26 protein-coding genes are annotated in these 25,212 nt (G+C 66.7%); 9 read left to right on the top strand and 17 right to left on the bottom strand.

Annotation, left to right across the window (positions count from 1 at the left end):
- The first annotated feature begins 85 nt into the window (after positions 1-85).
- A complete protein-coding gene (locus JKV55_RS09210) occupies positions 86-229 on the top strand; it encodes a hypothetical protein (RefSeq protein ID WP_202084478.1) in 144 nt (47 codons plus the stop codon).
- Here the strand turns inward: JKV55_RS09210 and JKV55_RS09205 are convergent.
- Both JKV55_RS09205 and JKV55_RS09200 read right to left on the bottom strand, forming a co-directional pair.
- Positions 213-983 (bottom strand): EAL domain-containing protein, encoded by a 771-nt coding sequence (locus JKV55_RS09205; protein WP_237332778.1) that lies wholly within the window; start codon positions 981-983, stop codon positions 213-215. The two genes, JKV55_RS09210 and JKV55_RS09205, sit on opposite strands and share 17 nt — an antisense overlap.
- A gap of 76 nt (positions 984-1,059) precedes the next feature.
- Positions 1,060-2,364 carry an inosine/guanosine kinase gene (locus JKV55_RS09200; RefSeq protein ID WP_202084476.1) on the bottom strand — a complete coding sequence of 435 codons (1,305 nt, stop codon included), beginning with the start codon at positions 2,362-2,364 and terminating at the stop codon, positions 1,060-1,062.
- 198 nt (positions 2,365-2,562) lie between these two features.
- On the opposite strand from JKV55_RS09200, the gene JKV55_RS09195 reads away from it, so the two are divergent.
- The gene (locus JKV55_RS09195) at positions 2,563-2,976 is read left to right on the top strand and encodes an arsenate reductase/protein-tyrosine-phosphatase family protein (RefSeq protein WP_202084474.1); all 414 of its coding nucleotides are present in this window, start codon (positions 2,563-2,565) and stop codon (positions 2,974-2,976) included.
- Entirely contained in the window at positions 2,970-3,326 is a 357-nt protein-coding gene (locus tag JKV55_RS09190) for a metalloregulator ArsR/SmtB family transcription factor (protein WP_202084472.1), read from the top strand. The genes JKV55_RS09195 and JKV55_RS09190 overlap by 7 nt, the downstream gene beginning before the upstream one ends.
- Here the strand turns inward: JKV55_RS09190 and JKV55_RS09185 are convergent.
- The 10 genes from JKV55_RS09185 to JKV55_RS09140 all read right to left on the bottom strand — a co-directional run bounded on the left by JKV55_RS09185 (position 3,323) and on the right by JKV55_RS09140 (position 10,466).
- Positions 3,323-4,243 (bottom strand): LysR family transcriptional regulator, encoded by a 921-nt coding sequence (locus JKV55_RS09185; protein ID WP_202084471.1) that lies wholly within the window; start codon positions 4,241-4,243, stop codon positions 3,323-3,325. The genes JKV55_RS09190 and JKV55_RS09185 overlap by 4 nt on opposite strands.
- A 273-nt stretch (positions 4,244-4,516) precedes the next feature.
- A complete protein-coding gene (locus JKV55_RS09180) occupies positions 4,517-5,290 on the bottom strand; it encodes a hypothetical protein (protein WP_202084469.1) in 774 nt (257 codons plus the stop codon).
- Positions 5,287-6,165, bottom strand: a complete 879-nt coding sequence (locus tag JKV55_RS09175) for a metal ABC transporter permease (protein ID WP_202084468.1) — start codon at positions 6,163-6,165, stop codon at positions 5,287-5,289. The genes JKV55_RS09180 and JKV55_RS09175 overlap by 4 nt, the downstream gene beginning before the upstream one ends.
- Complete coding sequence (locus tag JKV55_RS09170) at positions 6,165-6,860, bottom strand: metal ABC transporter ATP-binding protein (protein WP_202084466.1); 696 nt, start codon at positions 6,858-6,860, stop codon at positions 6,165-6,167. Before JKV55_RS09170 ends, JKV55_RS09175 begins: the two co-directional genes overlap by 1 nt.
- Complete coding sequence (locus JKV55_RS09165; RefSeq protein ID WP_202084457.1) at positions 6,860-7,741, bottom strand: metal ABC transporter solute-binding protein, Zn/Mn family; 882 nt, start codon at positions 7,739-7,741, stop codon at positions 6,860-6,862. The genes JKV55_RS09170 and JKV55_RS09165 overlap by 1 nt, the downstream gene beginning before the upstream one ends.
- Positions 7,738-8,235: a DUF6162 family protein gene (locus tag JKV55_RS09160; protein WP_202084448.1), complete on the bottom strand. Its 498-nt coding sequence runs from the start codon at positions 8,233-8,235 to the stop codon at positions 7,738-7,740. The genes JKV55_RS09165 and JKV55_RS09160 overlap by 4 nt, the downstream gene beginning before the upstream one ends.
- Positions 8,222-8,521, bottom strand: coding sequence for a hypothetical protein (locus tag JKV55_RS09155; protein WP_202084445.1), 300 nt, complete (start codon positions 8,519-8,521; stop codon positions 8,222-8,224). Before JKV55_RS09155 ends, JKV55_RS09160 begins: the two co-directional genes overlap by 14 nt.
- 10 nt (positions 8,522-8,531) lie before the next feature.
- Entirely contained in the window at positions 8,532-9,341 is an 810-nt protein-coding gene (locus tag JKV55_RS09150) for a DUF4198 domain-containing protein (RefSeq protein WP_202084443.1), read from the bottom strand.
- A gap of 1 nt (position 9,342) precedes the next feature.
- Positions 9,343-9,831, bottom strand: a complete 489-nt coding sequence (locus tag JKV55_RS09145) for a DUF2271 domain-containing protein (RefSeq protein ID WP_202084441.1) — start codon at positions 9,829-9,831, stop codon at positions 9,343-9,345.
- A gap of 14 nt (positions 9,832-9,845) precedes the next feature.
- A complete protein-coding gene (locus tag JKV55_RS09140; protein ID WP_202084439.1) occupies positions 9,846-10,466 on the bottom strand; it encodes a PepSY-associated TM helix domain-containing protein in 621 nt (206 codons plus the stop codon).
- Positions 10,467-10,847: 381 nt separating this feature from the next.
- On the opposite strand from JKV55_RS09140, the gene JKV55_RS09135 reads away from it, so the two are divergent.
- The 6 genes from JKV55_RS09135 (at position 10,848) to JKV55_RS09110 (ending at position 19,242) form a co-directional block, all read left to right on the top strand.
- Complete coding sequence (locus JKV55_RS09135; protein ID WP_202084438.1) at positions 10,848-13,085, top strand: TonB-dependent receptor domain-containing protein; 2,238 nt, start codon at positions 10,848-10,850, stop codon at positions 13,083-13,085.
- Positions 13,086-13,203: 118 nt separating this feature from the next.
- Positions 13,204-13,491 carry a flagellar biosynthesis protein FlgE gene (locus JKV55_RS09130; protein ID WP_202084436.1) on the top strand — a complete coding sequence of 96 codons (288 nt, stop codon included), beginning with the start codon at positions 13,204-13,206 and terminating at the stop codon, positions 13,489-13,491.
- A gap of 2 nt (positions 13,492-13,493) precedes the next feature.
- Positions 13,494-14,378, top strand: coding sequence for a putative metalloprotease CJM1_0395 family protein (locus JKV55_RS09125; RefSeq protein ID WP_202084434.1), 885 nt, complete (start codon positions 13,494-13,496; stop codon positions 14,376-14,378).
- A 414-nt stretch (positions 14,379-14,792) separates the two neighbouring features.
- On the top strand, positions 14,793-15,944 hold the full coding sequence (locus tag JKV55_RS09120) for an efflux RND transporter periplasmic adaptor subunit (protein WP_202084432.1): 1,152 nt from the start codon (positions 14,793-14,795) through the stop codon (positions 15,942-15,944).
- Positions 15,944-17,872: a MacB family efflux pump subunit gene (locus tag JKV55_RS09115; protein ID WP_202084430.1), complete on the top strand. Its 1,929-nt coding sequence runs from the start codon at positions 15,944-15,946 to the stop codon at positions 17,870-17,872. The genes JKV55_RS09120 and JKV55_RS09115 overlap by 1 nt, the downstream gene beginning before the upstream one ends.
- Before the next feature lie 2 nt (positions 17,873-17,874).
- Complete coding sequence (locus JKV55_RS09110; RefSeq protein ID WP_202084428.1) at positions 17,875-19,242, top strand: efflux transporter outer membrane subunit; 1,368 nt, start codon at positions 17,875-17,877, stop codon at positions 19,240-19,242.
- Between the two features lie 16 nt (positions 19,243-19,258).
- On the opposite strand, the gene JKV55_RS09105 is transcribed toward JKV55_RS09110, so the two are convergent.
- Genes JKV55_RS09105 through JKV55_RS09085 form a run of 5 tightly spaced genes read right to left on the bottom strand, consistent with a single transcriptional unit; the run spans position 19,259 to position 25,014 of the window.
- Positions 19,259-20,050 (bottom strand): ABC transporter ATP-binding protein, encoded by a 792-nt coding sequence (locus JKV55_RS09105; RefSeq protein ID WP_202084426.1) that lies wholly within the window; start codon positions 20,048-20,050, stop codon positions 19,259-19,261.
- 3 nt (positions 20,051-20,053) lie between these two features.
- Positions 20,054-21,025 (bottom strand): FecCD family ABC transporter permease, encoded by a 972-nt coding sequence (locus tag JKV55_RS09100; protein ID WP_202084424.1) that lies wholly within the window; start codon positions 21,023-21,025, stop codon positions 20,054-20,056.
- On the bottom strand, positions 21,022-22,017 hold the full coding sequence (locus JKV55_RS09095) for a FecCD family ABC transporter permease (protein ID WP_202084422.1): 996 nt from the start codon (positions 22,015-22,017) through the stop codon (positions 21,022-21,024). Before JKV55_RS09095 ends, JKV55_RS09100 begins: the two co-directional genes overlap by 4 nt.
- Positions 21,998-22,897, bottom strand: a complete 900-nt coding sequence (locus JKV55_RS09090; RefSeq protein ID WP_202084420.1) for an ABC transporter substrate-binding protein — start codon at positions 22,895-22,897, stop codon at positions 21,998-22,000. Before JKV55_RS09090 ends, JKV55_RS09095 begins: the two co-directional genes overlap by 20 nt.
- Positions 22,891-25,014, bottom strand: coding sequence for a TonB-dependent receptor (locus JKV55_RS09085; protein ID WP_237332777.1), 2,124 nt, complete (start codon positions 25,012-25,014; stop codon positions 22,891-22,893). Before JKV55_RS09085 ends, JKV55_RS09090 begins: the two co-directional genes overlap by 7 nt.
- Positions 25,015-25,212: the final 198 nt, after the last annotated feature.

Here is a 25,212-nt window from a genome sequence, read left to right as displayed (position 1 = left end):
AATACCTCACCGGACTATGGGCCTGCATGCAGACTGAAACGGCGTTCGATTCCGCTTTGCTGTTCAGTGAAGAGCACATGAAATCTTGATTTTAAACAGAGTATCTACATCGGACCAAACCACGGCGCCGGTGGCGGCGGCGGTGGCGGTGGCGGTGGCGGTGGCGGTGGCGGTGGCGGTGGCGGTGGCGGGATGGTCCGTTGAAACGGACCCTAGCGCCAGCCGTTGATCTCGTCCCGGCCGGCCAGGTGCTCCAGGGTCGGGCGGGCGAACAGGTAGCCCTGCAGGTAGCGCACTCCGGCGTTAACCAGAAAGTCCCGCTCTTCCTCCACTTCGATGCCTTCGGCCAGGATGAGGGTGCCCAGTTCGTGGCAGATCCGCTGCACCTCGGCCAGCCGTTGCTGCCTGGCGGGATCCCGGTGGATGTCGCGGATCAGGCTCATATCGAGCTTGAGGATGGCGGGCTTGAGGCCGTGCAGCCAGTCCAGCCCGGCAAAGCCGGCGCCGAAGTCGTCGATGGCGGTCAAAAAGCCGTGGCGGGCGTAGGATTCGAAAATGCGCCTGAGCTTGTCCTGGCTCAGGATCTGTTCGCCTTCGGTCACCTCGAAGATGATCTTGCGCAGATCAAAGCCGAACAGGCTGGCCGCCTCTATGGTGGCGCGGATGCAGGTTTCCGGGTTGTACACCGCGTTGGGCAGGAAGTTGATGCTGAGCAGCTTGTCGCAGCCCAGGCGGCTGGCGGTTTCTATCGCCTTGACCCGGCAGGACTGGTCGAAATAGTACTTGTTGTCGTCGGTGACGCGCTCGAACACCCAGCCGGCGCCCTGGTCCTCCGGGCCGCGCACCAGGGCCTCGTAGGCGAATACCTCCTGCCGCTGCCAGTCGATGATGGGCTGGAACGCCATCCTGATGTCAAACCCCAGCGACTGGCCGCTCAGGCAATCCATGCAGCTCTGCTGCTTTACTCGTGCGGGAAAATCCATCTTGTTGCCTTAATGCCGGTACGCGCCCTTCACTTGTAACAGATAACCCGGCCCGGCAACAAGCCGGGCCGGCCCTTCACCGGGCCCAGTAGGCTTCTTCCAGCGAGTCTTCCCGCTCCGGCAGGCCGCGGGACAGCCGGGCCGAGTGCTGCACCAGCACCTCGAAGCTCACCCGGTTGGCGTACTTGCTCACCTGGGACAGGGAAGAGTAGGTCAGGTGCCGGGCCCGGTGCTTGGCGCTGCCGGGCACGTTGTGGCGGTGGTGGTCGTTGGCGGCCAGGTCGTGCAGCAGGGCGGCCAGGGCCGCGTCGCCGGCGCCGTTGGTGTTCTTGATGCGCTCGGGGCCGCCCATGTAGGGCGAGATATGGGTGTAGATCTTCAGCGGCGCCGTGCAGTCGGCCTTGCGCATGGGGCGGGAGTACTCATGGCGGTTGAACTCGGGAATGGCGCCGGGCAGCAACGGCCGGCTGGTTTCCCGCTTGTGCTCGTCATCCACGTAACCGGCCAGGTAAAGGCCGGCCGGGCCGGCGGTGCACAACACCAGGTCGGCCCATTCCAGCACCTGCTCGCAGGCCAGCAGCGGGTCGGCCATGCCGGTCAGGGCCAGGGCCTCGTCTTCGTTCATCGCCACCAGGGTGACATGGTCGCGGATGAACTGCTGCCACCAGTCCTTGCGGTCTTCCACGATAAAGCGGGTGCCCATGGTCAGCACCACCGGCACTCCCGCTTCCCGCGCCCACTCGGCCGCCCGCAGGGCGCTCTGTTGCATGGGCTCGTGCTGTTCGCAGCGCATCAGGTAGGCGGTCAACACCAGCGCCGAGGCGGTCTGGATCTGGGTCTTGTCGAGGTAGGCGGGCGTCAGCCAGTCCATCATGCCCTTGTTGATGGCGAAGCTGCGCTCGCCGTCCGGGCTTATCAGGGTGATGCACTGGCCGATGGAGCCGGCCACCGGCTGCAGATAGTTCAGATCCACCCGGGAGGAGGAGGTGCACAGGTAGCGGTAGGGCGAACTGCCCACCCGGATGTTCTCGCTCATCACCCCGAACAGCACGGACCTGTCGTCGGCCAGCACCGAGTAGTTGTGCAGGGTGTTGCCGATGGTGCCGCCGGCGAATTCCGAGACGATCAGTTCCCGATCGAGCAGTTCCCGGTAGATGCCCTCGGCCTTGTCCGCCGCCAGCAGCATGGAGTGTCCCCTGGAAAGGCCGTGGCGAGCCAGGAAGGCGTCGTCCACCTGGGCCTCGATGTCCACCAGCACCTGGTCGATGCCGCAGATATGGCCGGACACCGGCTTGTTCTGGGGCAGCAGTTCGCTCAGGCGCGGGTCGCGGGCCTCCACCGGAAAGAAATGCTTGTGCTTGCGCTGGCCGGGAAACTTCATTTGTCTTTACCTCAAAACAACGGTCGGCGGAGTCTAGCAAAAAGCCGCGCCCGGCTCACCGGTACAGAAAATGCGCAAACGTTTGAGCATAAAAAAATCCGGCCATAGCCCAGCCAGATGACAATAGAATGAAACCGGCGTTGACATACGAAAGTCCAAATATATGATGTTGCCATCATTCAGGACCCAGATTCCGTCATGACTCGTGTGCTTTTTGTCTGCCACAGCAATGCCGTCTGCTCTCCTATCGCCGAGGCCCTGCTCAAACACCTTGCGGCCGATCGCTACGAGGTAACGAGCGCAGGCCTCCAGCCTTCCGATATAGAGCCCAATGCGCTGGCCGCCCTGCACCGGCTTGGCGTCAACACCGAAGGGCTCCATAGCAAAGGGCTGGATAGGGTTGCCGACCAGTATTTCGATATCGTGATCAGCCTGTGCGAACAGGCCGAGGCCGCCGCCCAGGCGGTGCCGTCGGCCCGTTTCATGGCCTGGCACTTCGAAGACGCCTCCTGCTGCTCCCAGCCCGAGGCCACCAAGGTGGTGCACGAAATCTACGAGCGCATCAAGCTGCTGGTACTGGTGCAGGATCGCCAGGAGAAGCCCCTGTGGTAGCCGATCGCCTCCCCCTCAGCCTGTTCAAGGCCCTGTCGGACGATACCCGACTGCAGCTGGTGCTGATGATCATGGCCGAGCAGGAAATGTGTGTCTGTGAAATGACCCACGCCCTGGACGAGAGCCAGCCCAAGATCTCCCGTCACCTGGCGCTGCTGCGCCAGCACGGCCTACTGGCCGACCGGCGCGAGGGCCAGTGGGTCTACTACCGGCTGTCGCCGGCGCTGGACGCGGGCGCCCTGGCCATACTGCAGCACACCTTCGGCCACTACCAAGACTATATAGCCCCGGCCCGTGCCCGGCTGGCGCACATGGGCAACAGGCCCGAACGCCAGCGGCTGTGCTGCTAGCAGCCCTGCTCTTCCTGGTAGCGCCAGGTGTCCGGCATCGACTTGCGGATATGGGCCAGCAGCGCCGTTACCTTGCGCGGCTGGCGGCCGAAGGAATACAACAGCCCCACCGGCCGTGACGGCAGCCGCCACTCGGGCAGGCAGCGCTCCAGGTTGCCCGGATGGGCCGCCATATAGCCCTCGGCGAACTGCACCGGCAGTATGCCGATGCCCTGGCCCCGGGTAATGGCGTCCATCTGCAGCACCAGGTTGTCTACCATCAGGCGGGAAGGCGGGGGCTGAAACCCGTATTCACCCTCGGACTCATGCCGCAGCAACAGTCCGTCACCCGCCTCGCCCAGCCAGTCCACCCAGGCATGGGCCGGCAGCTCGCGGGGGTGGTTCGGCCGGCCCCGGGCGGCGATATAGCCCGGGCTGGCGTAGAGGCCGCAAGGCCAGTAGCTCAGCACCTCATGGCGCAGGCCGCATTCCGGATCCTTGCCCACCCACAGCCAAATCTCCCCCTGGCCCTCCCCCGGACGCGGCGGCCGGGTTTCGGTATGCAGTGAGATACGCATGCCCGGATAGTCGGCGAGAAAGCTTTCCAGCGCCCGGGGAAACCAGCTCCGGCAACAGCTGCTGTGCACCCGCACCACCAATTCTCCGCTCACTTCCTCGCGCAGGTCGTCCATTGCCTGCCGGCTCTGCTCGGCCAGGCGCAGTATCTGCCGGCTGTACTGCTCGAACAGCAGCCCGGCTTCGGTGGCCTGCAGCCGGTTGCCCTGGCGGTTGAGCAGGGGCTGGCCCAGCCGCTCCTCCAGCTGGCTCAGGCGCCGGCTCAGGGTGGACTTGGGCATGTCCAGCTGGCGGGCCGCCTCGGTCAGGCTGCCGCAGGCCATGACGGTGGTAAAACCTTCCAGTTCCAGTAAATCGTGCATCAGCAAACCATGAACGTTAAGCACGCCTTATCGTCGTCATCCCGTCGTGATGGCCGCGTGCAATGGGTGGATTCAAGCATCCGTGCGCCTGTTCCGAATTATGGAACAGACGAATTGGCCTTATCCTACGCTATTCGGGCAAGAATTTTAACAGGATAGGAAAATGGTTTTTTGAAACATTCTCATTTGTATGGGAAGTAATGGCGCCGCTATATCAATCGCGGAAACAGCCGGTGTCCGGACTGGCGTTGGCCATGTGCTCGGGTACCTTGCTCAGGGCGCCAGCACCCGCTCCAGGGCGTCCAGCTGGCCGGTCAGCCAGCCGCTCAAATCCCGCCGCTGGGGCCGGGCCAGCGGGTCCAGCTCCCATACCGTCGCCGTGCCGGCCTCGGCCTTGCCGGCGGCCAGCAGCAAATCCGCCGACTCGGGCGCCACCAGGGGCAGGGCCATGGCCTGGGCCAGGGGGGTCAGCCGCTCGTCCATCAAGGCCACCGAGCCGATGTCGTGGCTCAGCAGCAGTTCGTCCAGCCGCATCGCCTGCTGCTGGATATGCCGTTGCAGCACCAGGCGATTGGCTTCAATCTGCCCCGCCTGTTCGGGCCAGAGCCGCGCCAGATCCCGGGCCGCCACATTGGCCATCAGGGTCAGGTTGGCGAAGTCGAGCCAGAAATAGTCGGGAGAAGCCAGTCCGGGCCGCTGGGTCACCCGGGCCCCGCCCGGGGCGATTTCGCTGGCCACGTCGATGGGCACCACCCGGATATCGAGCTGGCGCAGCAAGGGATACAGCTCCAGGCCGGGCCATACCGACTCAATGGTCAGCAGCGCCTCGGCCGGGGCCAACTGGCCGGCATCCGCCTTGCCCAGCCAGCCGCCGATGCGGTTGACCGGCAGCCGGGCCGGGGGCAGGTAGCGGGCCTCGAGCCCGGTGCCCTCGAGCAGCGACCGGTTCAGGGCGTGCAGCACCGGCACGGCACTGGCCACGGCGGCGGCCCGGGCGCCGAGCGGCAACAACAACAGCAGCAGGCACAAGCAGCAGCGCAGTTTCATTCGATGGATCTCCAGCGACGGACGCCCAGCGCCAGCACGAAGCCGAACGAGGCGATAATGACGATAGCGGCCCCGGAAGGAATGGGCAGGGCGCCGGCCATGGGCAACAGGATGCCGAGCCAGCAACTGAGGGTGGAAAACAGCACCGACAGCCAGAAGAACTGGCGGCCGTTGCGGCTCACCAGCCGGGCGGCGGTGGCCGGGATCAGCAGCAGCGCCCCCACCAGAATGGCGCCCACCACCTTGACCGAGGCCACGGTGACCAGGGCGATCAGCAGGATAAAGAGGTAGTCGTACAGCCGCACCGGAATACCCCGGGTCTGGGCCAGCTCCGGCGACAGGCTGGCCAGCAGCGCCCGGTTGGCGCCCCGGGCCAGCAGCACCAGGGCCAGGGCGGCGATCAGCGCCAGCACCAGGATGTCGCCGTCCTTGACCGTGAGGATGGAGCCGAACAGCACGTTTTCCAGGATATGCACGTTGACCTTCTTCGCCACATAGAGCAGCAGCGCCGCGCCCAGGGCGATGGCGAAGGACAGGAAGACCCCCACCAGGGCATCGTAGGGGACCTGGGTGCGGCTTTTCACCCAGTGCAGCAGCAGCGCGAACAGGATGCAGAAACTGAACAGGGCCACCAGCGGCTGGGTGGCGGGCTCGCCCAGCAGGATGCCGATGGCCACCCCGGTCAGGGCGCCGTGGCCCACCGCCTCGGAGAAAAACGCCAGCCGCTTGACCACCACCAGCGGCCCCAGGGCGCCGAGCAGCGGCCCCATCAGCAGCGCCGCCACCAGGGCGTTGGTGAGAAAGGCGTACTGGAACATGGGCGGCAATATTCCCGCCTCGTACAGGGCAAAAATGCTTTGACGCAGGCTTTCCATCAGGCGCAGGCCTCCAGCGGGCGGGGCCCGTCGGCGGGCAACAGCTGCTCGGGCCGGCCATGGGCCCGCAGGCCGCCGTCGATCAGCCAGACTTCATCGGCGTAGCGACGCACCCATTCCATGTCGTGATGGATCACCAGCAGGGTGCAGCCCCGCGCCTTGAGCCGTGCTATTTCCCGGTTGATCAGCATCTGGCCTTCCTGATCCAGCCCGGTCATGGGCTCGTCCAGAAACCAGAGCGACGAGTCCCGCTCCAGCGCCTGGGCGAACAGCAGCCGCTGGCGTTCACCGCCCGACAACTGGCCCAGGCGCAGCTGGCCCTTGTGTTCCAGCCCGACCCGCGCCAGCAGTTGCCGGATGCGCGCCCGGCAACGGTGCCGCTCCCAGCCGAACAGCGGCCGCCGGCTCAGGGTGCTGAGCATGAACTCCTCTATGGTGATCGGCAGCGAGGGCTCGAACTGGGCCTGCTGGGGCACATAGGCGGGCCTGTCGGGCCGCCCCGGCCAGCGCCGGTGGATATCGCCCTGGTGGGGCCGCAACCCCAGCAGGCACTTCATCAGCGACGACTTGCCGGCGCCGTTGGGGCCTATGATGGCATGCAGCCTTCCCCCCGCCAGGGTGGCGGACAGGGGCGCCAGTATTTCCACCCGGTTCAGGCTCAGGCTGAGCCGTTCCAGCTCCAGCGTCGGCCCCATCAGGATGCCTCCGCCGCGAAGCGCAGCGCCTGCACCAGGGTTTGCAGGTTGTGTTCCATCTCGCGCGAGACCAGCCCGGCATCGTAGTCTCCGAAAGTCATATGGGAGAAATGGTAGATGCGGATGCCGGTGGCCTCCTCGATCAGCCGGACGTAGCGGTTGTCCATGTCCAGCTCGGTGAACAGCACCTGGATGTTGGCGTCCCTGATGCGGTCTATGGTCTGCTGCAGCTGGCTGGCGTTGGGCTCCACCCCGTGGGCCGGCTCTATTACCGTGTCGATGCCGATGCCGAACTCCTGCAGCAGGTAGCCGTAGGCGTTATGGGTGCTGGCGATGCGCACCCGCGACAGGTCCAGCTCCAGCAACTGGCCCCGGTAGCGGTTCTTGAGCGCGCGCAACTCCCGGCCATAGGCCAGGGCGTTGGCCTGGAAGTAGTCGGCGTTGTCCGGATCCAGCCGGCCCAGCTCGCGGGCTATGGTGTACAGCTGGCGAATGGCGGCGTCGATGGACACGAAGGTATGGGGATTGTAGCTGTTGCTGCCCTTGCCGGACGACAGCAGCGGCAGATCCCGGTTGGCCTGGATCAGGGTAAGCCGGGGCAGCTCCAGCCCTTCCAGCGCGTGCACCGCGAATTCGTCGTGGCCGATGCCGTTGAGCACCAGCGCGTCCATCTCCAGCAGCCGCTTCAGATCCGCCGGTTGCAGCTCGTAGCTGTGGGGGTTGAAGCCGCTTTCGATCAGCGGCTGGATGTGGGCTCTGTCCCCGACGATATGGCTGACGTAGCTGTAGTAGGGGTGCAGGGTAATGCCCACCACCAGGGGCTTGGCCCAGGCGGACGTGGTGGCCAGCAGGCCGGCGCAAAGCAGAAGCCATCGGTTCATGGTTTATTATCCATTCGGGTCCAGAAAGTCAGTTCGTGGCAGCCGGTCAGCGGATGAGAGTCGCCGGCATGGAAGAAAATGCCGCCCTCGGGGGCCAGCCAGAGCGCAAAGTCGCCCAGGTTGGCAGGGTCCACCGCCTGGTAACAGTCCGCCGCCGGCTGTTGCCAGCGATATTCGGGCCGGTCGAAGGGGGGCACCGCCAACGCGGCCAGGGCGGCCGGCTCCGGCCAGGGGCCGCCGGAGGGCGCCATAAAGCGGATTTCCTCCGCCCCGATGGACAACTCGGTCAGCCACTGGGTCTGCTCCCGGTTCAGGCTCAGGTGGGCCGCGGGTGGCTCGGCCGCCTCCTGCCGCAACCAGATGCCGGCGGCACCGGCAGCCAGCACCAGCAGCATGGCCAGCGCCACCCACAGGCTTTCCCGGCGGCCATCGTCGGGTGGCACCCGCTCCAGGGTGAAGCGCCCCGTCTCGGCACCCGGCTCAGAGCTCGACATAGTCGAACTCCGCCGGATCCTCATGGCCGGCGTCGAACTGGATGTAGAACTCCTGCTCGCTCCAGGGGAAATGCACCCGGGAATGGGCGTCGGCCACCGCCCTGGCGATAACCTCGTCGTCGTAGCTGTACATCACCACCTCGGCGCCGTCGGCCAGGGTGCCGTCGCTGTAGCCGACCCGGCACTCCACGCCCTCGGCGTCCCGCTGGCAGTCCATCACCGGATAATGGGCCAGGGCGGGGGCGGACAGCCCCAGGCCCAGGCCGAGCAACAGGGCTCGCAGCATCGTCTTTCTCCTATTCGGGCAGGGCTTCGAAACTCAGCAGGTAATTGACCCCGGCCTGATCCGCCAGCGGGCTGTCGATGGTCCGGCGCATATTGGTGCTGAGCAGGTGGGGGCCGGCCAGTTCGGGGGTGAAGCGCACCACCCCGTCCTGGTCGCTGACCAGTTCGGTCTGCATCCGGGAGTCGCGGAAGGCGGTGCCGTGGGGCACCACTTCCACCGCCAGCTCGGCCACCGGCTCGCCGTCGAAGGTGAAGCGGAAGCGGGCTTCTTCGCCCACCACCACGTCGCCGGGGTGGGTCAGGGCGTCCAGCTCGAAGCCCTTGCCGGTGGTGGCCAGCACCCCGTCGCTGGGGGCCTGCTTGGTGACGTAGAAGGCGCTGATGGTCTGGGCGGCGAAGGTGGTCACCTCCCGTGCGCCCTTGGGCAGCTCGGCCTGGACTTCCAGCTTGTTGCCGAACACCCGGCGCTGGGTGTCCCGGCCGCCCACCACATAGCTGGTGAAATAGCGCGTGGGGGAGCTCAGCTCCACCTTGTAGGTGCCGCTCTCCACCAGCTCCAGGTCGAACACGCTGCGCCGCTGGCCCTTGAAGTAGGGCCCGATGCGGCGGGGCTCGTTGGCCGGGCCGTAGAGGGTGACGTTGTCCAGCCCGATGGGCTTGTCGAAGCTGAACACCCCGTGGGAGGCGGTGGCGTCCACGGTGATCCAGTGGGCCTCCTCGGTGGACAGGCTGAATTCGCTCGGCAGCATCCAGACGGGGTGGGCGGAGGCGGTGCCCGCCACCAGGGCCAGGGCGGCCAGGGATGAGGTCCATGCTTTCATGTTATTGCGCTCCCAGGGTAATGGTGATCTCGCCCAGCTCTTCGCTCGGCTCGAGGTGATGAGTGGCGGCCCCGCCGCCCAGCTGGATGGCCTGGCGCGCCAGGCTGCGGCTGCCGTGCTCCCGCGCCGCTTCCACGTTGATATGGTATTGGCCCGGCGGCACCGCCCTGCCCTGCTGATCGGTGCCGTCCCAGCTCAGCCGGTACCGGCCCGGCTTGCGGGTGGCCGCGGTCACGCCGTCCAGCTCGCCCTGGTCGTAGCGGCCCGCCTTGCGCCACCAGCGGCGCATGTCCTTGAGCCAGTCCGGCTCCTTGCGCCACACCGCCAGGGTCTTCACCGGCTGCTCGTCGGCGTCCTCCACCCATACCGCCACATAGGGGCGGTAATACATGGCACCGCCGATCTCGGGCAGGTTCAGGTCAATGTCCACCTGCTGGGCGTGGGCCTGCGCGGCCCCCAGCAGCATCAGTGCCAGCAATGGCTGTTTCATGTGCACTCCCGCACTCAGTAAAGGAACCAGATGTAGAGGGCCGCCATCAGCGCCGTGCCCAGGCCGCTCAGGGTCAGCATGCGGCCCCGGCGACGGCGCATGGGCAGCACCAGCCACAGGCCGGTGAGGGTGAACAGCAGCATCACCAGGGCCGAGACGTCGATAAACCAGCGCCAGCCGGCACCGCTAGAGCGGCCCATGTGCAGGTCGTTGAGCACCGCCATCCAGCCGTAGTGGCGGCTGGCCAGCCACACCTCGCCTTCTTCCGGCAGCACTTCCACCAGGCTGTAGCCACCGGGCCGCTTGATATCGATAAGCAGCAGCCCTTCGTCTTCCGACCAGTCGAAGCGCACCTCGCCGCCGGCCAGTTGCCGCTCGTCGCGCAGCCACAGCCAGACCTGGCTCGCCGCCAACAGGGGATCCTCCCGCCACAGCCCGGAGCCGGCCAGGGGCGCGGGCAGGCTCAGTTCGGCCTCCCGCTCCGGCTCGGGCTCGGGCAGCCAGTGGCGGTTGTTCAGGGTCAGGCCGGTGAAGGTGAAGAACAACATGATCACCAGCATCAGCATGGAACTGTAGGTATGCAGGGGGCGGACCCAGCGGGGGGCCTGGGAAAAACGGGTCGACTGGCTGGGCATGGGGAAGATGGCGCTCCGTGCAGGTTCGGGTATCCAAAAACGCTCGGATGATGTTGCCAATGAGAATAATTGTCAACTTTGTTTAGGGGTGCAGGATTAGCCTCAAAGTGGTCCATTCACCGTCATCATGATAAGACACAGCCATCTTGAAACTAATAACAACAAACTGATTTTTAAAATAAAAATATAAAAATCGTCGTAAATAGCCTTACCGAAAAGGGGGACAAAAACCTCCTGTTCCAATATATGGAACAATCTGTTCCACCTTTTTCCCTCACCCTTCGGGAACTATTTCCCTACAATGCCCACGCTTTTGATAACAATTCTCATTAGTAAGTTTATTTTTATCGCCAGTCGGTATCTTTGTACAGGAGTGTAGAAATGCCCATGCCCAAGCCCACCCGCCTTGCCAGCGCCGTTTCCATGGTGCTGCTGAATGCAGCTCTGGTGGCCACCGCCCAGGCCCAGACCCAGGTATTCGATACCGTAGTGGTCAGCGCCGCCGGCTTCGAGCAGGACGTCAAGGACGCGCCGGCCAGCATTACCGTCATCGGGCAGGAAGAGCTGCAGCAGAAACGCTACAGCAACCTGGCGCAGGCCCTGGACGGAGTGGAAGGCATCGACATCCGCCAGGGCACCGGCAAGACCGGCGGGCTTAACATCAGCATCCGCGGCATGCCCAGCGACTACACCCTGATCCTGATCGACGGCCGCCGCCAGAACACGGCCGGCAACGTCACCCCCAACGGCTTCAACGAAACCTCCACCAGCTTTATGCCGCCGATGTCCGCCATCGAGCGTATCGAGGTGATCCGCGGCCCCATGTCCACCCTGTACGGCTCCGATGCCATGGGTGGCGTGATCAATATCATCACCAAGAAGGTCGCCGACGAGTGGAGCGGCTCGCTCAGCCTGGATCACACCTTCCAGCAAAACCGCGACTATGGCGATACCGGCGGTGCCAGCTTCTATACCAGCGGTCCCCTGGTGGACGGCCTGCTCGGCCTGGCAGTGCGGGGCAGCGTGTTCGATCGGGGCGCCTCCGACCTGACCTTCGACAACGATGAAAAGGTCAGCAAGCGCGGCGTCTCGCCGGTGGAAGGACGCAACTACACGGTGGGCGGACGCCTTAGCCTGACCCCGAACGAGAACCACGATATCTCCCTCGATGTGGAGCAAGGCCGGCAGGTGTACAACAACGATGACTGCCAGTTGGGCAACCTGGACGGCAAGAGCGGCGGCAACGCCACCGCCGGCTGCACCACGGACGCCCCCACCAGGATCAACGGCTACAAGGACGAATTGCGCTTCGAACGCGAGCAGATAGCCCTGAGCCACACCGCCCGCCTGGGCTTCGGCACCCTGGACAGCAGCCTGACCCACAACACCACCGAGACCATCGGCCGCACCATCCCCGGCACCCTAGGCGTGGCCTATACCGGTTACCCTTCCCTGATCGGCGGTAACGATCGGGAGCTGAAGTCCACCGATCTGGTGCTGGACACCAAGCTGGTGGCGCCCATCGGCGACGCTCATATCGCCACCCTGGGTGGCCAATGGTGGGATGCGGAAGTGGTAGACGGCATCGCCACCGAAAAATTCAAGCAGAAATCCTGGGCCCTGTTCGCCGAGGACGAATGGATGCTGCGCAATGATCTGGCCCTGACCCTGGGCGCCCGTTACGAAGATCACGAAGCCTTCGGCGGCCATGTCAGCCCCCGCAGCTACCTGGTGTGGACCGCGTCCGACAGTTGGACCCTGAAAGGTGGTGTCAGCCGCGGCTACAAGACCCCCAGCCTGAACCAGTTGCATGATGGCATCAACGGCGTGACCGCCCAGGGTGCCACCATCACCGTCGGTAGCCCGGACCTGCAGCCGGAAGTGACCACCAATACCGAGGTAGGTGTCTACTACGACAACCTGGACGGTTTCAACGCCAACGCCACCCTGTTCCACAACAAGTTCAAGGACAAGATAGCATCCGGCAATCCCCGTCCTAACTGCCATGCCGCCAGCAATCCCAACCAGCCGGGCTGTGTCGATTTTGGCAGCGGTTTCACCCAGGACAGTTTTGCCCAGTCCATCAACGTGGACGAAGCGCTGACCCAGGGCCTGGAGTTGGGCGCCAGCTGGCGTTTCGCCCCGGACTGGAAACTGGCGGGCAACTACACCTTTACCGACAGCGAGCAGAAGAGCGGTGTCGATCAGGGGGAGCCCCTGACCAACACCCCCAGGCACCTGCTCAATGCCAACCTGAGCTGGGATGCCACCGAGCAGCTGACCCTGTGGTTCAAGGGGGAGTATCGCAGCAAGCGGGCGCGCTTCCTCAACAAATATGAGAATCTGTCCGCCGCCAACAAAGAGCTGTTCGACGCGGCCGGCGATCTGAAGGGCTATGAGGTGTTCCACTTCGGCGGCTCCTATCAGGCGTCCGACAACGTGACCCTGAACGCCACCATCTACAACCTGTTCGACAAGGACTTCACCACCGGCACCCACTACACCGCCGGCAACGGCAGCGCGGCCTGGGCCTCCGACTACACCCAGTCTGGCGCCGCCACCAGCGGCACCCTGGAAGAAGGCCGCCGTCTCTGGCTGTCCACCAATATCCGCTTCTGATACCTGTTCAAGCCCTACTGTTTGGCCCTCTGCGGAGGGCCTTTTTCATTTACGCCTTTCCCCACCGGCCGTTATGATGAATAATTGAACGCTCCGAACGAAGCCCAAGCGAGGTCCGATGAATATCCAGTCCGCCTTTTCCGCCGGTTTGCAGGGCTACCAGCGCGCCGCCGACGGCGTGACCGAGGCCTCGGTCAATATCAGCCGGCAGAACCTCAACCAGGTCGCCAACCGGTCCGACAGCGCGCCCGAAGTCAATCCGGATCAGTTCGTGGATGCGAGCCAGCAACCGGTGACCGACAGCCTGATTCAACTTAAGCTGGACGAGCTTCATGCCCAGGCCAATGCCAACAGCATCCGTACCGCCGACGAGGTGCTGGGCACCCTGATCGACATCCGGGTCTAGCCATGCAGATAGGCACCGCCTTCCACGACGCCGCCTTCGCCCCGGCTCCGCCCGCCGCCGGCCAGCCCCGCCAGGACAACGAACAGCGCGAGCGCATCCCGCCCGCCGAACAGGCCGATGCCTTTGCCGGCTCCGACCCGCGCCGGGAGCAGGCCGCCAGCCCAGGGGAAATCGAGCTGTACGATGCCCGTGGCCGCAAAACCGGCGACACTGCCGATGCCAAGGACAACACCGCCACCGGGCAGGCGGCGGATGAAGCCGCCGCAGGCGAAGCAACCGAAGGCGAAGCAACCGAAGGCGAAGCAACCGAGGCCAGCGGTGAGCCCGCCCGGCCGACCAAGCCTTCCGGCGAGGCAATGAGCGCCGAGGAAGTGGAGCAACTGCAAGAGCTGCAACAGCGCGACCGGGAAGTGCGCATTCACGAACAGCTGCACGCCAGCGTGGGCGGCCAGTATGCCGGCGCACCCAGCTATGAGTTCGAAACCGGCCCCGACGGCAAGCAGTATGCGGTGGGCGGCGAGGTGCAGATAGATATCGCCCCCGTCCCCGGCGATCCCCAGGCCACCATCGACAAGATGCGCCAGGTCAAGGCCGCGGCCCTGGCGCCGGCCGAGCCTTCCCAGGCCGACAAGGCCGCCGCCGCCCGGGCCGAACAGCATATTCGCAACGCCCAGGCCGAGTTGCTGGAAGCGACCGCTCCCACCCGGACTACCCCCGGCCAGGACAACCCCTCGGGCCCAACGCCCGAGCCCGGCGGCGAAGCGCCGGCCTCGGCGCTTGCGCCAGACAGGGCCCAGGGCCAGATGGCACTTAGAAACCAGGTGATCGCCGGCGTCTACGGCCAGGCCGCCCAGGCCCACTCCCGCAGCCTGCTGGGCCTGGCCTGATCAGTCCCCGGCCAGGGCCCGTTGCAGCAGCGCCTGCTCCAGGGTGAAGGCGTTCTGGTCGACGAGTGAGGCACCCGACCCACTTCCTCCAACCCTAGAGCACCGTCATAGTTTAAAAATCAAGCGGTCTGGCGTGTGCACCTTGCCGGTGGGGCGCAACACCCAAGCCATGGCGGCAGCCCACGCACCAGGAATCGTCACTGCCCAGGTTTTAAGCTATATGGTGCTCGAGACAAAGCCTGTCGGGAAAGGAGAGCAATGGGCCGATTTTTCCATCTCAACGGTCAACTTTGTCAAAGAACCGGATTTGTGAAACATTGACAAACTCTGGTGACATTTAAGCGGTTGAATAGCCGAACATCACCCATCCACCATGGTCCAACACCACCGGTGTTCACCTGGAATTTAGACAAGATGAAAAAAACCACCTTTCTCTGGCTGGGCCTGGCCCTGCTGGTTATCGCCCTCGGCACCTATGTTTTCTCCGACCGCCTGTTCGGCGACGCCGCCGCGGCCCCGGTCACGGTGGCGGTGCTGCAGGGCGAACTGGTCGACCAGGTGACCGCCACCGGCGTGCTCCAGCCCAGCGACTACGTGGACCTGGGCGCCCAGGTCTCGGGCCAGCTCAAGGTGATCCACGTGGAAGTGGGCGACAAGGTCCGCGCCGGCGATCTGCTGGCGGAGATAGACCCCACCGTCTACCTGGCCCAGGTGGACGCCAGCCGCGCCCAGCTGCGCAACCAGCAGGCCCAGCTCAAGGACCGGGAAGCCCAGCTCACCCTGGCCCGCATCCAGTACCAGCGCCAGCAGAACCTGATGGCGGAAAACGCCACCTCCCGCGAGGCGCTGCAGACCGCCGAGGCCGGCCTGCGCTCGGCCGAGGCCCAGATAGAGGCGCTCAAGGCCCAGATCAGCCAGACCGAGTCCAGCCTGCGCGCCGACGAGGCCAACCTGGACTACGCCCGCATCTACGCCCCCATGGACGGCACAGTGGTGAGCATAGAGGCACGCCAGGGCCAGACCCTGAACGCCACCCAGCAGGCGCCGACCCTGATGCGCATCGCCGACCTGGCCACCATGACGGTGCAGGCCAGGGTGTCCGAGGCCGACGTGAGCAAGCTCGGCCCCGGGATGAAGGTGTATTTCACCACCCTGGGCGAGCCCAGCCGGCGCTGGTACAGCCAGCTTCGCAAGATAGAACCCACCCCGGTGGTGGAGAACAACGTGGTGCTCTACAACGCCCTGTTCGACATCGACAACCCCCAGGGCCGGCTGATGTCCCAGATGACCACCCAGGTGTTCTTCGTGCTGGCCGAAGCCCAGGACGTGCTGCTGGTACCCATGTCGGCGCTGAGCTTTCCGGACCGGCGCGACCGCAGCCAGGCCGAGGTGCGGGTACTCACTGCGGTGGGCAGCAGTGAAATCCGCCGGGTGGAAGTGGGCGTGAACAACCGCATCCAGGCCGAGATCCGCGACGGCCTGGCCCTGAATGAACAGGTGGTGCTGAACGTGGCGCCGGCCACGGCGGACAGTCGCCCCGGCGGCGGCATGAGGATGCGCTTCTGATGAACACGCCACTGATCGCCCTCCAGGGCATCACCAAGCAGTACGGCAGCGGCGAGCTGGCCACCCGGGTGCTGCACGGCATCGATCTCGCCATCCACCGGGGCGAGTTCGTCGCCATCATGGGCAGCTCCGGCTCGGGCAAGTCGACCCTGATGCATATTCTCGGCTGCCTGGACCAGCCCAGCGGCGGCGAGTACCGGCTGCTGGGCCGGGACGTGGCCAGCCTGAGCGGCGACGAGCTGGCGGCGCTTCGCCGGGACACCTTCGGCTTCGTGTTCCAGAGCTACCACCTGCTGGGCGGCCTGAGCGCCCGGGAGAACGTCGAGGTGCCGGCCCTCTACTCGGGGCTGTCCCGCGCCGAACGCCGGGAAAGGGCGGAGCAACTGCTCACTACCCTGGGGCTGGAAAACCGCCTGGAAAACCGGCCCAGCCAGCTTTCCGGCGGCCAGCAGCAGCGGGTGTCCATCGCCCGGGCGCTGATGAACGGCGGCGACATCATCCTCGCCGACGAGCCCACCGGCGCGCTCGACAGCAAGAGCGGCGCCGAGGTGATGGCCCTGCTCACCGGCCTGGCCCGCCAGGGCCACACCGTGATACTGATCACCCACGACCCCAAGGTGGCGGCCCAGGCCGAGCGCATCATCGAGATCAGCGACGGCCGCATCGTCGCCGATCCGGGCCCGGCCCAGGGGCGGCGGGAGGGCACGCCCCCCGCCCGCCCCCGCGCCGCCGGCTCGCTTGCCACCGAACTGCTGGAAGCGGTGCGCACCGCCTTTCGCTCCCTGCGCAGCAACCTGTTCCGCGCCGCCCTCACCCTGCTCGGCATCGTCATCGGGGTGGCCTCGGTGATCACCATGCTGGCCATCGGCAACGGCTCCCAGCAGCAGGTGGTGCAGAGCATCAGCGCCATGGGCAGCAACCTGCTGGTGGTGCGCCCCGGGGCCCCCAACCAGTGGGGCCGGCGGGGTACCTCCACCCTGGTGCCGGCGGACATGGAGGCGATCAAGGACGTGGCCAACGTGGCGGCGGCGGTACCGGAGATCGGCGGCTCCGCTACCCTGCGTGTCGGCAACCTGGACCACAGCCCCGAGATCAACGCCACCTCCGCCGACTTCCCCTTCGCCCGCCAGTGGGCCCTGAGCGCCGGCACCTTCTTCAACGAAGACGACGAGCAGAGCTACGCCACGGTGGCGGTGCTGGGCCAGTCGGTGGTGGACGCCCTCTTCCCGGATACGGATCCCCTGGGCCAGTACGTCATGGTCAACAACATCCTGTTCCAGGTGATAGGGGTGATGGCGCCCAAGGGTGCCTCGCCCTGGGGCCAGGATCAGGACGACGTGGTGTTCGTGCCCTACACCACCGGCGGCCTGCGGCTGTTCGGCCAGCAGTTCCTGCGCAACCTGGTGGTGGCGGTGGACAACGTGAATCGTATCGGCGACACCGAAACCGAGATCCACCGGCTGCTGCTGGCCCGCCACGGGGTGGAAGACTTCCAGATCCGCAACATGTCCTCCATCATCGACACCGTCTCGGCCACCACCCGGACCTTCACCTGGCTGCTCGGCTCCATCGCCGCCATTTCGCTGCTGGTGGGCGGCATCGGGGTGATGAACATCATGCTGGTGAGCGTGACCGAGCGCACCCGGGAGATCGGCATCCGCATGGCCACCGGCGCCCGTACCCGCCACATACTGCAGCAGTTTCTCACCGAGGCGCTGGTGGTCTCGGCCCTGGGCGGTGCCATCGGCGTGCTGCTGGGGCTGGGCGCCGCGGCCCTGGTGGCCCGCTTCGAGCTCCCCGTCCATATCTCCCTGTCGCCGGTGCTGCTCGCCTTCGGCTGCGCCTTCGCCACCGGCCTGGTGTTCGGCTGGCTGCCGGCGCGCAAGGCGGCCCGGCTCGACCCTGTTATCGCCCTGGCTTCGGAGTAACAATGACCGTTTTACCCTTACGTCCCCTGTCCCTGCTGCTGCTGCTGGGCCTGACCGGCTGCGCCCTGCCCGAGGCCGGTGCCCCGCCGGCGCCGCCCCTGGCCGGGCACTGGCTGAGCCCGGCCGAGGGCAGCGCCGAGCTGGATCGCCAGTGGTGGCGGGGCTTCGGCTCGCCCACCCTGGACACCCTGGTCGAGCAGGCCCTGGCCGAAGCACCGGATTTGCGCATCGCCGCCGAGCGCATCGTCCAGGCTGAGGCCCAGCTCACCGCCGCCGGCGCCTCGCTCTTTCCCAGCCTCAACGCCAGCGGCGCCAGCAGCCGTAACTGGTCGGATCCGGGCGAAGTGGGCGAGCGCAGCAGCCTGGGGCTGGCCCTGGGCTACGAGCTGGATTTCTGGGGCAAGAACCGGGCCGGGCGGCTGGCCGCCGACGCCGGCCTCGACGCCAGCCGCCACGACTACGAGAGCGCCCGCCTGACCCTCACCGCCGCGGTGGCCAGCGCCTGGTTCCAGTGGCTGGCCACCGGGGAACGCATCCGCATCAACGAGCACAACCTGGCCCTGGCCCGGGACAACCTGGCGATAGTGGACGCCAAGTACCGTTACGGCGCCGCCGCCCTGAGCGACCTGCGCCGCCAGCGCACCCTGGTGCTGAGCCAGGAGGCGGCCCTGCTGCCACTGCGGGAACAGGCCAGACAGACCCGCTCGGCCCTGGCCATACTGCTGGGCCGCGCGCCCCAGTCGTTCGAACTCGACGCCGGCGCGCTGATGGCGCTGGCGGTGCCGGCGGTCGGCCCCGGCCTGCCGTCGGAGCTGCTGAGCCGCCGCCCCGATCTGGCCAGCGCCGAAGCCGCGCTGCTGGCGGCCGACGCCAACCTGGCGGCGGCCCGCGCCGCCCTGCTTCCCTCGGTGCAGCTCACCGGCAGCGGCGGCCTGGCAAGCAATGCCCTGCTGTCGCTGGCGGATCCCAGCCACAGCCTGAGCCTGGGCGCCTCGCTCAGCCAGGTGCTGTTCGACGGCGGCCGGCTGCGCGCCCAGGTACGGCTGACCGAATCCCGCCGGCGGGAGCTGGCCGAGGGCTACCGCAAGGCCGCCCTCACCGCCCTGAAGGAAGTGGAAGACGCCCTCGGCAACGCCGCCCTGTTCCGGGACCAGGAAGCCCAGCAGCAGTTGATCGTCGACGAAGCCCGGGAAAGCCTGCGTCTGGTCGAGGCCCGCTACCGGGAAGGCGCCGACGAGCTGCTGGCCCTGCTCGACGCCCAGCGCACCCTGTTCAGCGCCGAAGAGCAGCTGGCCATCCTGCGCCAGAACCGGCTGGACGGCGCCCTCAACCTGTTCAAGGCCCTCGGCGGCGGCTGGCGCGCCGGCTGAGCGCCGGGAGACAGGGCTAGCGGCACCCCGCCAGGGGGATCAGCAGCGGGCAGCCGGCCTGGGGATGGGGCCGGATGTCACAGTGCAGGCCGAAGATGGTGTCGACCAGCTCGGGGGTGGCGGTCTCGGCCGGCGAACCTTCGGCGACCAGCCGGCCCTGCTTCATGTAGATAAGATGGTCGGCGAACTCGAAGGCCTGGTTCAGATCGTGCAGCACCAGCACCAGGGTCTTGCCCTGCTCCCGGTTCAGCCGCCGGAGCAGGTTGAGCAGCTCGTACTGGTGGCTGAGATCCAGGTAGCTGGTCGGCTCGTCCAGCATCAGGATGTCGGTCTGTTGGGCCAGCACCATGGCCAGCCAGGCCCGTTGCCGCTGCCCGCCGGAGAGGGCGGAAAGGCGGCGCCCCGCCAGGGCCGCCATGTCCGTCTGCCGCAGCGCCTCGGCCACCGCCCCATGGTCCGCCGGGGCCGGCGGCATCAGGGGCCGGCGGTAGGGATAGCGCCCCATCATCACCAGCTCGGCCACGGTCAGGGTATCGGGCGCGGCGGGATGCTGGGGCAAAAACGCCAGCCGGCGGGCCAGCCGGCGCCCCGGAATGGCGGCGAGCTCCTCCCGCCCGATCCGGATGCGTCCTTCCCGGGCGGGCTGCAACCCGGCCAGGGTCTTGAGCAGGGTCGACTTGCCGCAGCCGTTGGCCCCCAGCAGCACCGTGATGCGCCCCGCCGGTATCGCCACGTCCTGCCGCTCGATCAGCGGCAGGCCACGGTAGCCGACGCTCAGGCCATCGGCCCGGATGGCATCCTCGTTCATCTCTTATTTTCCTCGCAAACGTTGCTGCCAGAGCAGCAACAGCACAAACACCGGTACTCCCAGCAGGGCCAGCATCAGGCCGGCCGGCAACTGCACCGGGGCAAACAGGCCACGGCCGAGCCAGTCGGCCAGCAGGGTCAGCAGGGCGCCGTAGCCCATCACCGGCAGCGCCAGCCCGCCGGGCTGGGGCGGATGCAGGGCCCGGGCGAGATGGGGCGCCAGCAGGCCGACGAAGCCGAGGGTGCCGGCCGCCGCCACCGCCATGGCGCTCAGGGCGCAGGCCAGCAGCAGGCACAGGCATTCCAGCAGGGCAACCGGAGTGCCCAGCATGCGGCTGCTCAGGGGGTCGAGCAGCAGCGGCGACAGTTGCCGGCACAGCAGCCAGCCGGCGGGCAGCAGCAGCGCCGACCAGCCCAGGGTGGTGAGCGCCAGCTCGCCGTGGCTGCCGGCGAAGCTGCCCGCCAGCCAGGTCATCACCATGGCGATTTGCTGGCTGTCGGCCAGGATCAGCAGGCAACCGATCAGGGCGCTCAGCAGGCTGCTCAAGCCGATTCCCATCAGGATCAGGGCCACGGCCGCCGTGCCCCGGCTCAGCCACCACAGCAGGGCCGTGCTGGCCAGGCCGCCCAGCAACCCGAGCAACGGCAGCCACTGGGGGGGAAGGCCAGGCACCAGCAGCAACGCCAGCACCACCGCCAGCGCCGCCCCCTGGTTGATGCCGATGATGCCCGGATCGGCCAGCGGGTTGCGGGACAGGGTCTGCAGCAGCAACCCCGCCAGCCCGAGCCCGGCCCCCACCAACGCCGCGGTCAGCACCCGCGGCAGGCGCAGCTCGCCGATCAGTTGCAACGTCAGGCCGCGCTGCTCCGGCGCCAGCAGCAGCGACAGGGTGTCGACGCTGCCGTTGAGCAGGCACCAGGCCAGCACCGGCGGCAGCAGCCACAGATAACCGTAATGACTCAGATGTCGCTTCACCGCTCGAGGTACCTCCGTCGTACCAGCCACAGGAACCAGGGCACCCCCAGCAGGGCCAGCGCCATGCCCGGCGGCAGCCGGTCCTGTTCGTCGGCGGCCAGCACCAGGGCATCCGCCGCCGCCAGCAGGCCGGCGCCCAGCGCCATGCTGCCGAGCAGTTGCCGGTGCAGCCTGTCTCCCAGCCAGAAGCGGGCCATGTGCGGCACCACCAGGCCCACGAACAGGATGGGGCCGCTCACCGCCACCGCCGCCGCCGTCAACAGCAGCACCACGGCCGACACCGCCAGCAGCACCAGCACGGGATTCACCCCTAGGCTGCGGGCGGTATCGCCTCCGGTTTCCAGTATCTCCAGCGGCCGGCCGCACAGCAGCGCCAGCAGCAGGGCGGGAAAGACCACGGCGGCCAGGGGAGGAAGCTGGGCCGGCACCACCAGCGACAGGGAGCCCGCCAGCCAGAAACGGATCACGTCCAGCGCGTGCTGATCCAGCAGCAGCAGCATGGTCCCCAGGCTGCCGAGCAGGGTGCTGAGCAGGGCGCCAAACAGCAGCAGGCTGTCGGCCGCCAGCCGGCCGGTGGCCAGCCTGACCACGCCGAACACCAGCACCATGGCCAGGGTGGCCCCGCCCAGGGCGGCCAGGCCGGCATGCCACAGGGTAAAGGGCAGGGGCGAGATCAGCAGGCACACCAGTCCCAGGGCCGCGCCCTGGTTCAGCCCGAGCAGGCCGGGGCTGGCCAGGGGATTATGGGTCAGCCGCTGCAGCAGGCAACCGGCGGAGCCCAGGGCCGCGCCGATCAGCAGGGCCGCCAGCAGCCGGGGCAGCCGCAGTTCGGTCAGCACCAGGTAATCGACCGGGGCCATGGCCTCCTTGCCCAGCAGCCAGTGCCAGCCGGGCCCGGCCAGCCCCTCCTCGCCGAGCAGCAAGGCCAACGGCAGCAGCAACACGGCCAGCGGCAGCCAACGCCGCCGGCGGCTAACGGGGGTGGTAGTCATCGATAATCCGCTCCAGATCCATCAGCACCTTTTCCGCCGCCAGCGGGCCTATGCCCAGCATCCAGTAGCCGTCGTCCACCTCGTAGAGCCGCCCGCCGAGCAACGACCAGAAGGCGGAATCCTGCCAGCGCCGGACCAGGGAGCCCTTCTCGGGGGCGTATTCGCTCAGCAGTATGATATCGCCGTCCAGGGCCTCGATATGGCGGGGCGACGCCAGTTGCCGGGCAAAGCCGACGCCCGCCTGGGACGCGGGCCTGTCCAGCCCGCAACGCGCCAGCAGGCTGCCGACGAAGGAATCGCTCAGGTACAGCCGGACATGGGTCTGCATCGAGCGTACCAGCGACAGGGTGGGATAGCCCTTGCGGGCATGGAGGGCGGCGATGCGCCGGCAACGGGCATCAATGGCCGCGAGCCGCCGTTCCGCTTGCGGCTCGCGATCGAGGGCCCGGGCGAACAGGCGGAAATTCTCCGCCCAACCGGCGCCGACGCTCTCGCTGAACACGGTGGGCGCCACACCGGACAGCAGCGGGTAGAGCCGGCCATGGCGCAACCGGCTGCCCAGGATCAGATCGGGCCGCAGTCGCAGCAGGCGTTCCAGATCCGGCTCCTGCATCACACCCAGCGCCACCGGCGGCGTCTCCAGCGCCAGGTAGGCGGGAAACTGCCCGACCTGATAGGCGGTGGTGGCGGCGATGGGCGTCACCCCCAGCGCCAGGGCCATGTCCAGTTCGCCGGTATCCAGCACCGCCACCCGCCGGGGCTGTTCCGGCACGCAGCTCTCACCCATGGCATGGGGCAACAGGCGGCACCGTGCCGTCGTTTCACCCCAGGCCGGCAGGTGCAGCAACACCAGCAGCGACAGGAGGATCCGTGTTACCACCGGTACTGGTAGCCCAGCTTCAGGGTCGCGCCGCTGGCGGGGATATGGCTGGTGTTATTGTTATCCCGCAGCAACTGGCCATAAACCTGGTAGTAGTCCCGGTTCAGCAGGTTTTCCACCCCCAGGCTGACGCCGTGCCGGCCCAGGTCGTAGCGGGTGCTGTAGTCCAGGGTGGTGTAGCTGGCGACCTGGCGGCTGCCGAACCCCACCTGATCCTTGAAGGCGTCGTCCCGGGAGCCGCTGTAGTTGGCCTGTAACCGGTGATACCACTGATCATAAGGGCGGTACTCCACATAGGCCCGCACCTGCAGCGGCGGAATACGATAGCCGTTGAGCGCCTTCCACTCGCCCGCCGCCTCGTTATAGCTTTCACCTTCCATCCAGGTCAGCAGGCCGCCCAGTTGCCACTGCTCGTTGAGCCGGTGATCCAGGGTCGCTTCCACCCCGTAGATCCGCTCCTTGGCCCGGCGTTGGACGAACGCAAAATTCTCCGTCGCGACGGGCCCCAGATCCGAGGTGCTGTAGAACAGGGCCAGGCTGCCCCGGGTATTGCCCCAGTCGCCCCGCCAGCCCAGCTCGTAGTTATTGCTCTTGACCGGTTTGAGCTGGGAGTCGTTCACATTGAAGCCGGCGGGAGCAATGCGCAACTGCAGGCCCAGATCCGGCAATTCGAAGCCCTGGGAGAAGTTGCCGTAGAGCTCCATGCTGTCGGTCAGGCTGTACAGCAGGCCGGCATTGAACAGGAAGTCGTCGAAGCTGACGTCGCCGCCCTCGATGGCATTGCCGCCCAGGGTGGTGAAATCGCCGAAGGAGGCCTTGGCATATTCGTAGCGGGTACCGGCCTCGCCGCGCAGGCGCTCGCTGAAGTCGTATTCCAGCTGGGCGAAGGCACCGACGGTGCGCTGGGTCAGTTGCGGCATGAACACCTTGTCTCCCGTATCGACGAACACCAGTCCGCCGCTTCTGTCGAAGGCGGCGCCGTCATAGGTGGTCATCGGCATTTCCGATTTTTCCCGGCTCAGATCCAGTCCCCAGCGCAGCAGGGTGTTGTCGCTCAGCGCCGAGTTGATGGTCAGACGGCTGCCGAGGGTCTCGCTGTCCAGGTAGGTCTGCGCCAGGTTATTCCCCCAGGAGGCGAGGTGACGCGCGTCGTAGGGGGTGAAACGGGCATGGTAGTCGCGGTAGTAGAGCTGGGCGTCCACCCCTCCCAGCGGGGTATGGTCCGCATTCCAGGCCAGGTTCACCAGGCTGTTGCGGGTGCGGTTCTGCTTGTCCAGTTGCAGCCCGGAGATGGCGCGGGCCCGGACATCTCCCGGCGCCGCGGCATTGACCGCCGGATCCGAGGCGTAGTCGGTATCCTGCTCGGCATCGAAATGGTTAGCGGAGAGGGTCAGGGTGCCGGCATCGAGGTGCCAGCGGACCTTGCCGGCCAGGCTGAGGCTGTCGGTATCCGACAGGTCGCCCTGGCTGGGCTCGGGCGCGATGCGGGAGCCCTTGCCGTCGAACGCCGCCCCCTGACGCTCCCAGGCGACGTTCAGGCCATAATCGAAAGTGTCGTTGCCGCCGCCCAGGGACTGTTCGCCGCGATAGCCCAGGCCGTCACCCGTCACCCTGGACAGGGAGCTCTGCATCCCCAGCTTGGTCACCGCTTCGTCCTTGTTGCGCCGGGTGATGATATTGACCACACCACCGGCGGCACCGCTGCCATACACGGCGCTGCCGCCGCGCAGTACCTCGATGCGTTCGATATTGGCGGGATCGATGTTCATCAGATCACGACTGACGTTGCGGCTGGTGTTCTGCGGGATGCCGTCGATCAGCACCAGCAGGTTGCGTCCGCGCAGGGTCTGGTTGAAGTTGGTCAGGGTCTGGCTGGCCGGCGCCATGCCCGGCACCGTCTTCGCCAGCACTTCCCCCAGGTTGCGGGCGGTTTGCAACTGGGTGTCCAGCATCTCGCGGTCGATCACCGTCACCGCATGGGCCAGCTCGCTCGCCGCCATCCCCTGGCGGGTGGCGCTGACCACCACCGTCTCCAGCTCATAGGGCTCCGCCACCTGGGCTTCCACCGCCAGCGGGGCCGCCACCATCATCGCCAGCACCGGCGACACCTTGTTCATCTTGCGCATAAATCCTTAACTCTGTGCTGAAGGCCGATATCCATGGGCAGGCGAAGAGCGACCTTCCTCCTCTTCCGCCGTCCTTTGCGATGGGTCAGAACGTCAAAAAGCCTTCCGGCATACGGGTACGGCCGGGCAACAGAGCCAGACCGGTTAGGACACTAAGGGGGCGACGATGAGGGAAGTGGGATGAAAGCG

The sequence above is a fragment of the Zobellella iuensis genome (genome assembly GCF_016746085.1).
Classification (GTDB): Bacteria; Pseudomonadota; Gammaproteobacteria; order Enterobacterales; family Aeromonadaceae; genus Oceanimonas; species Oceanimonas iuensis.
This window is presented reverse-complemented; position numbering and strand designations above follow the sequence as displayed.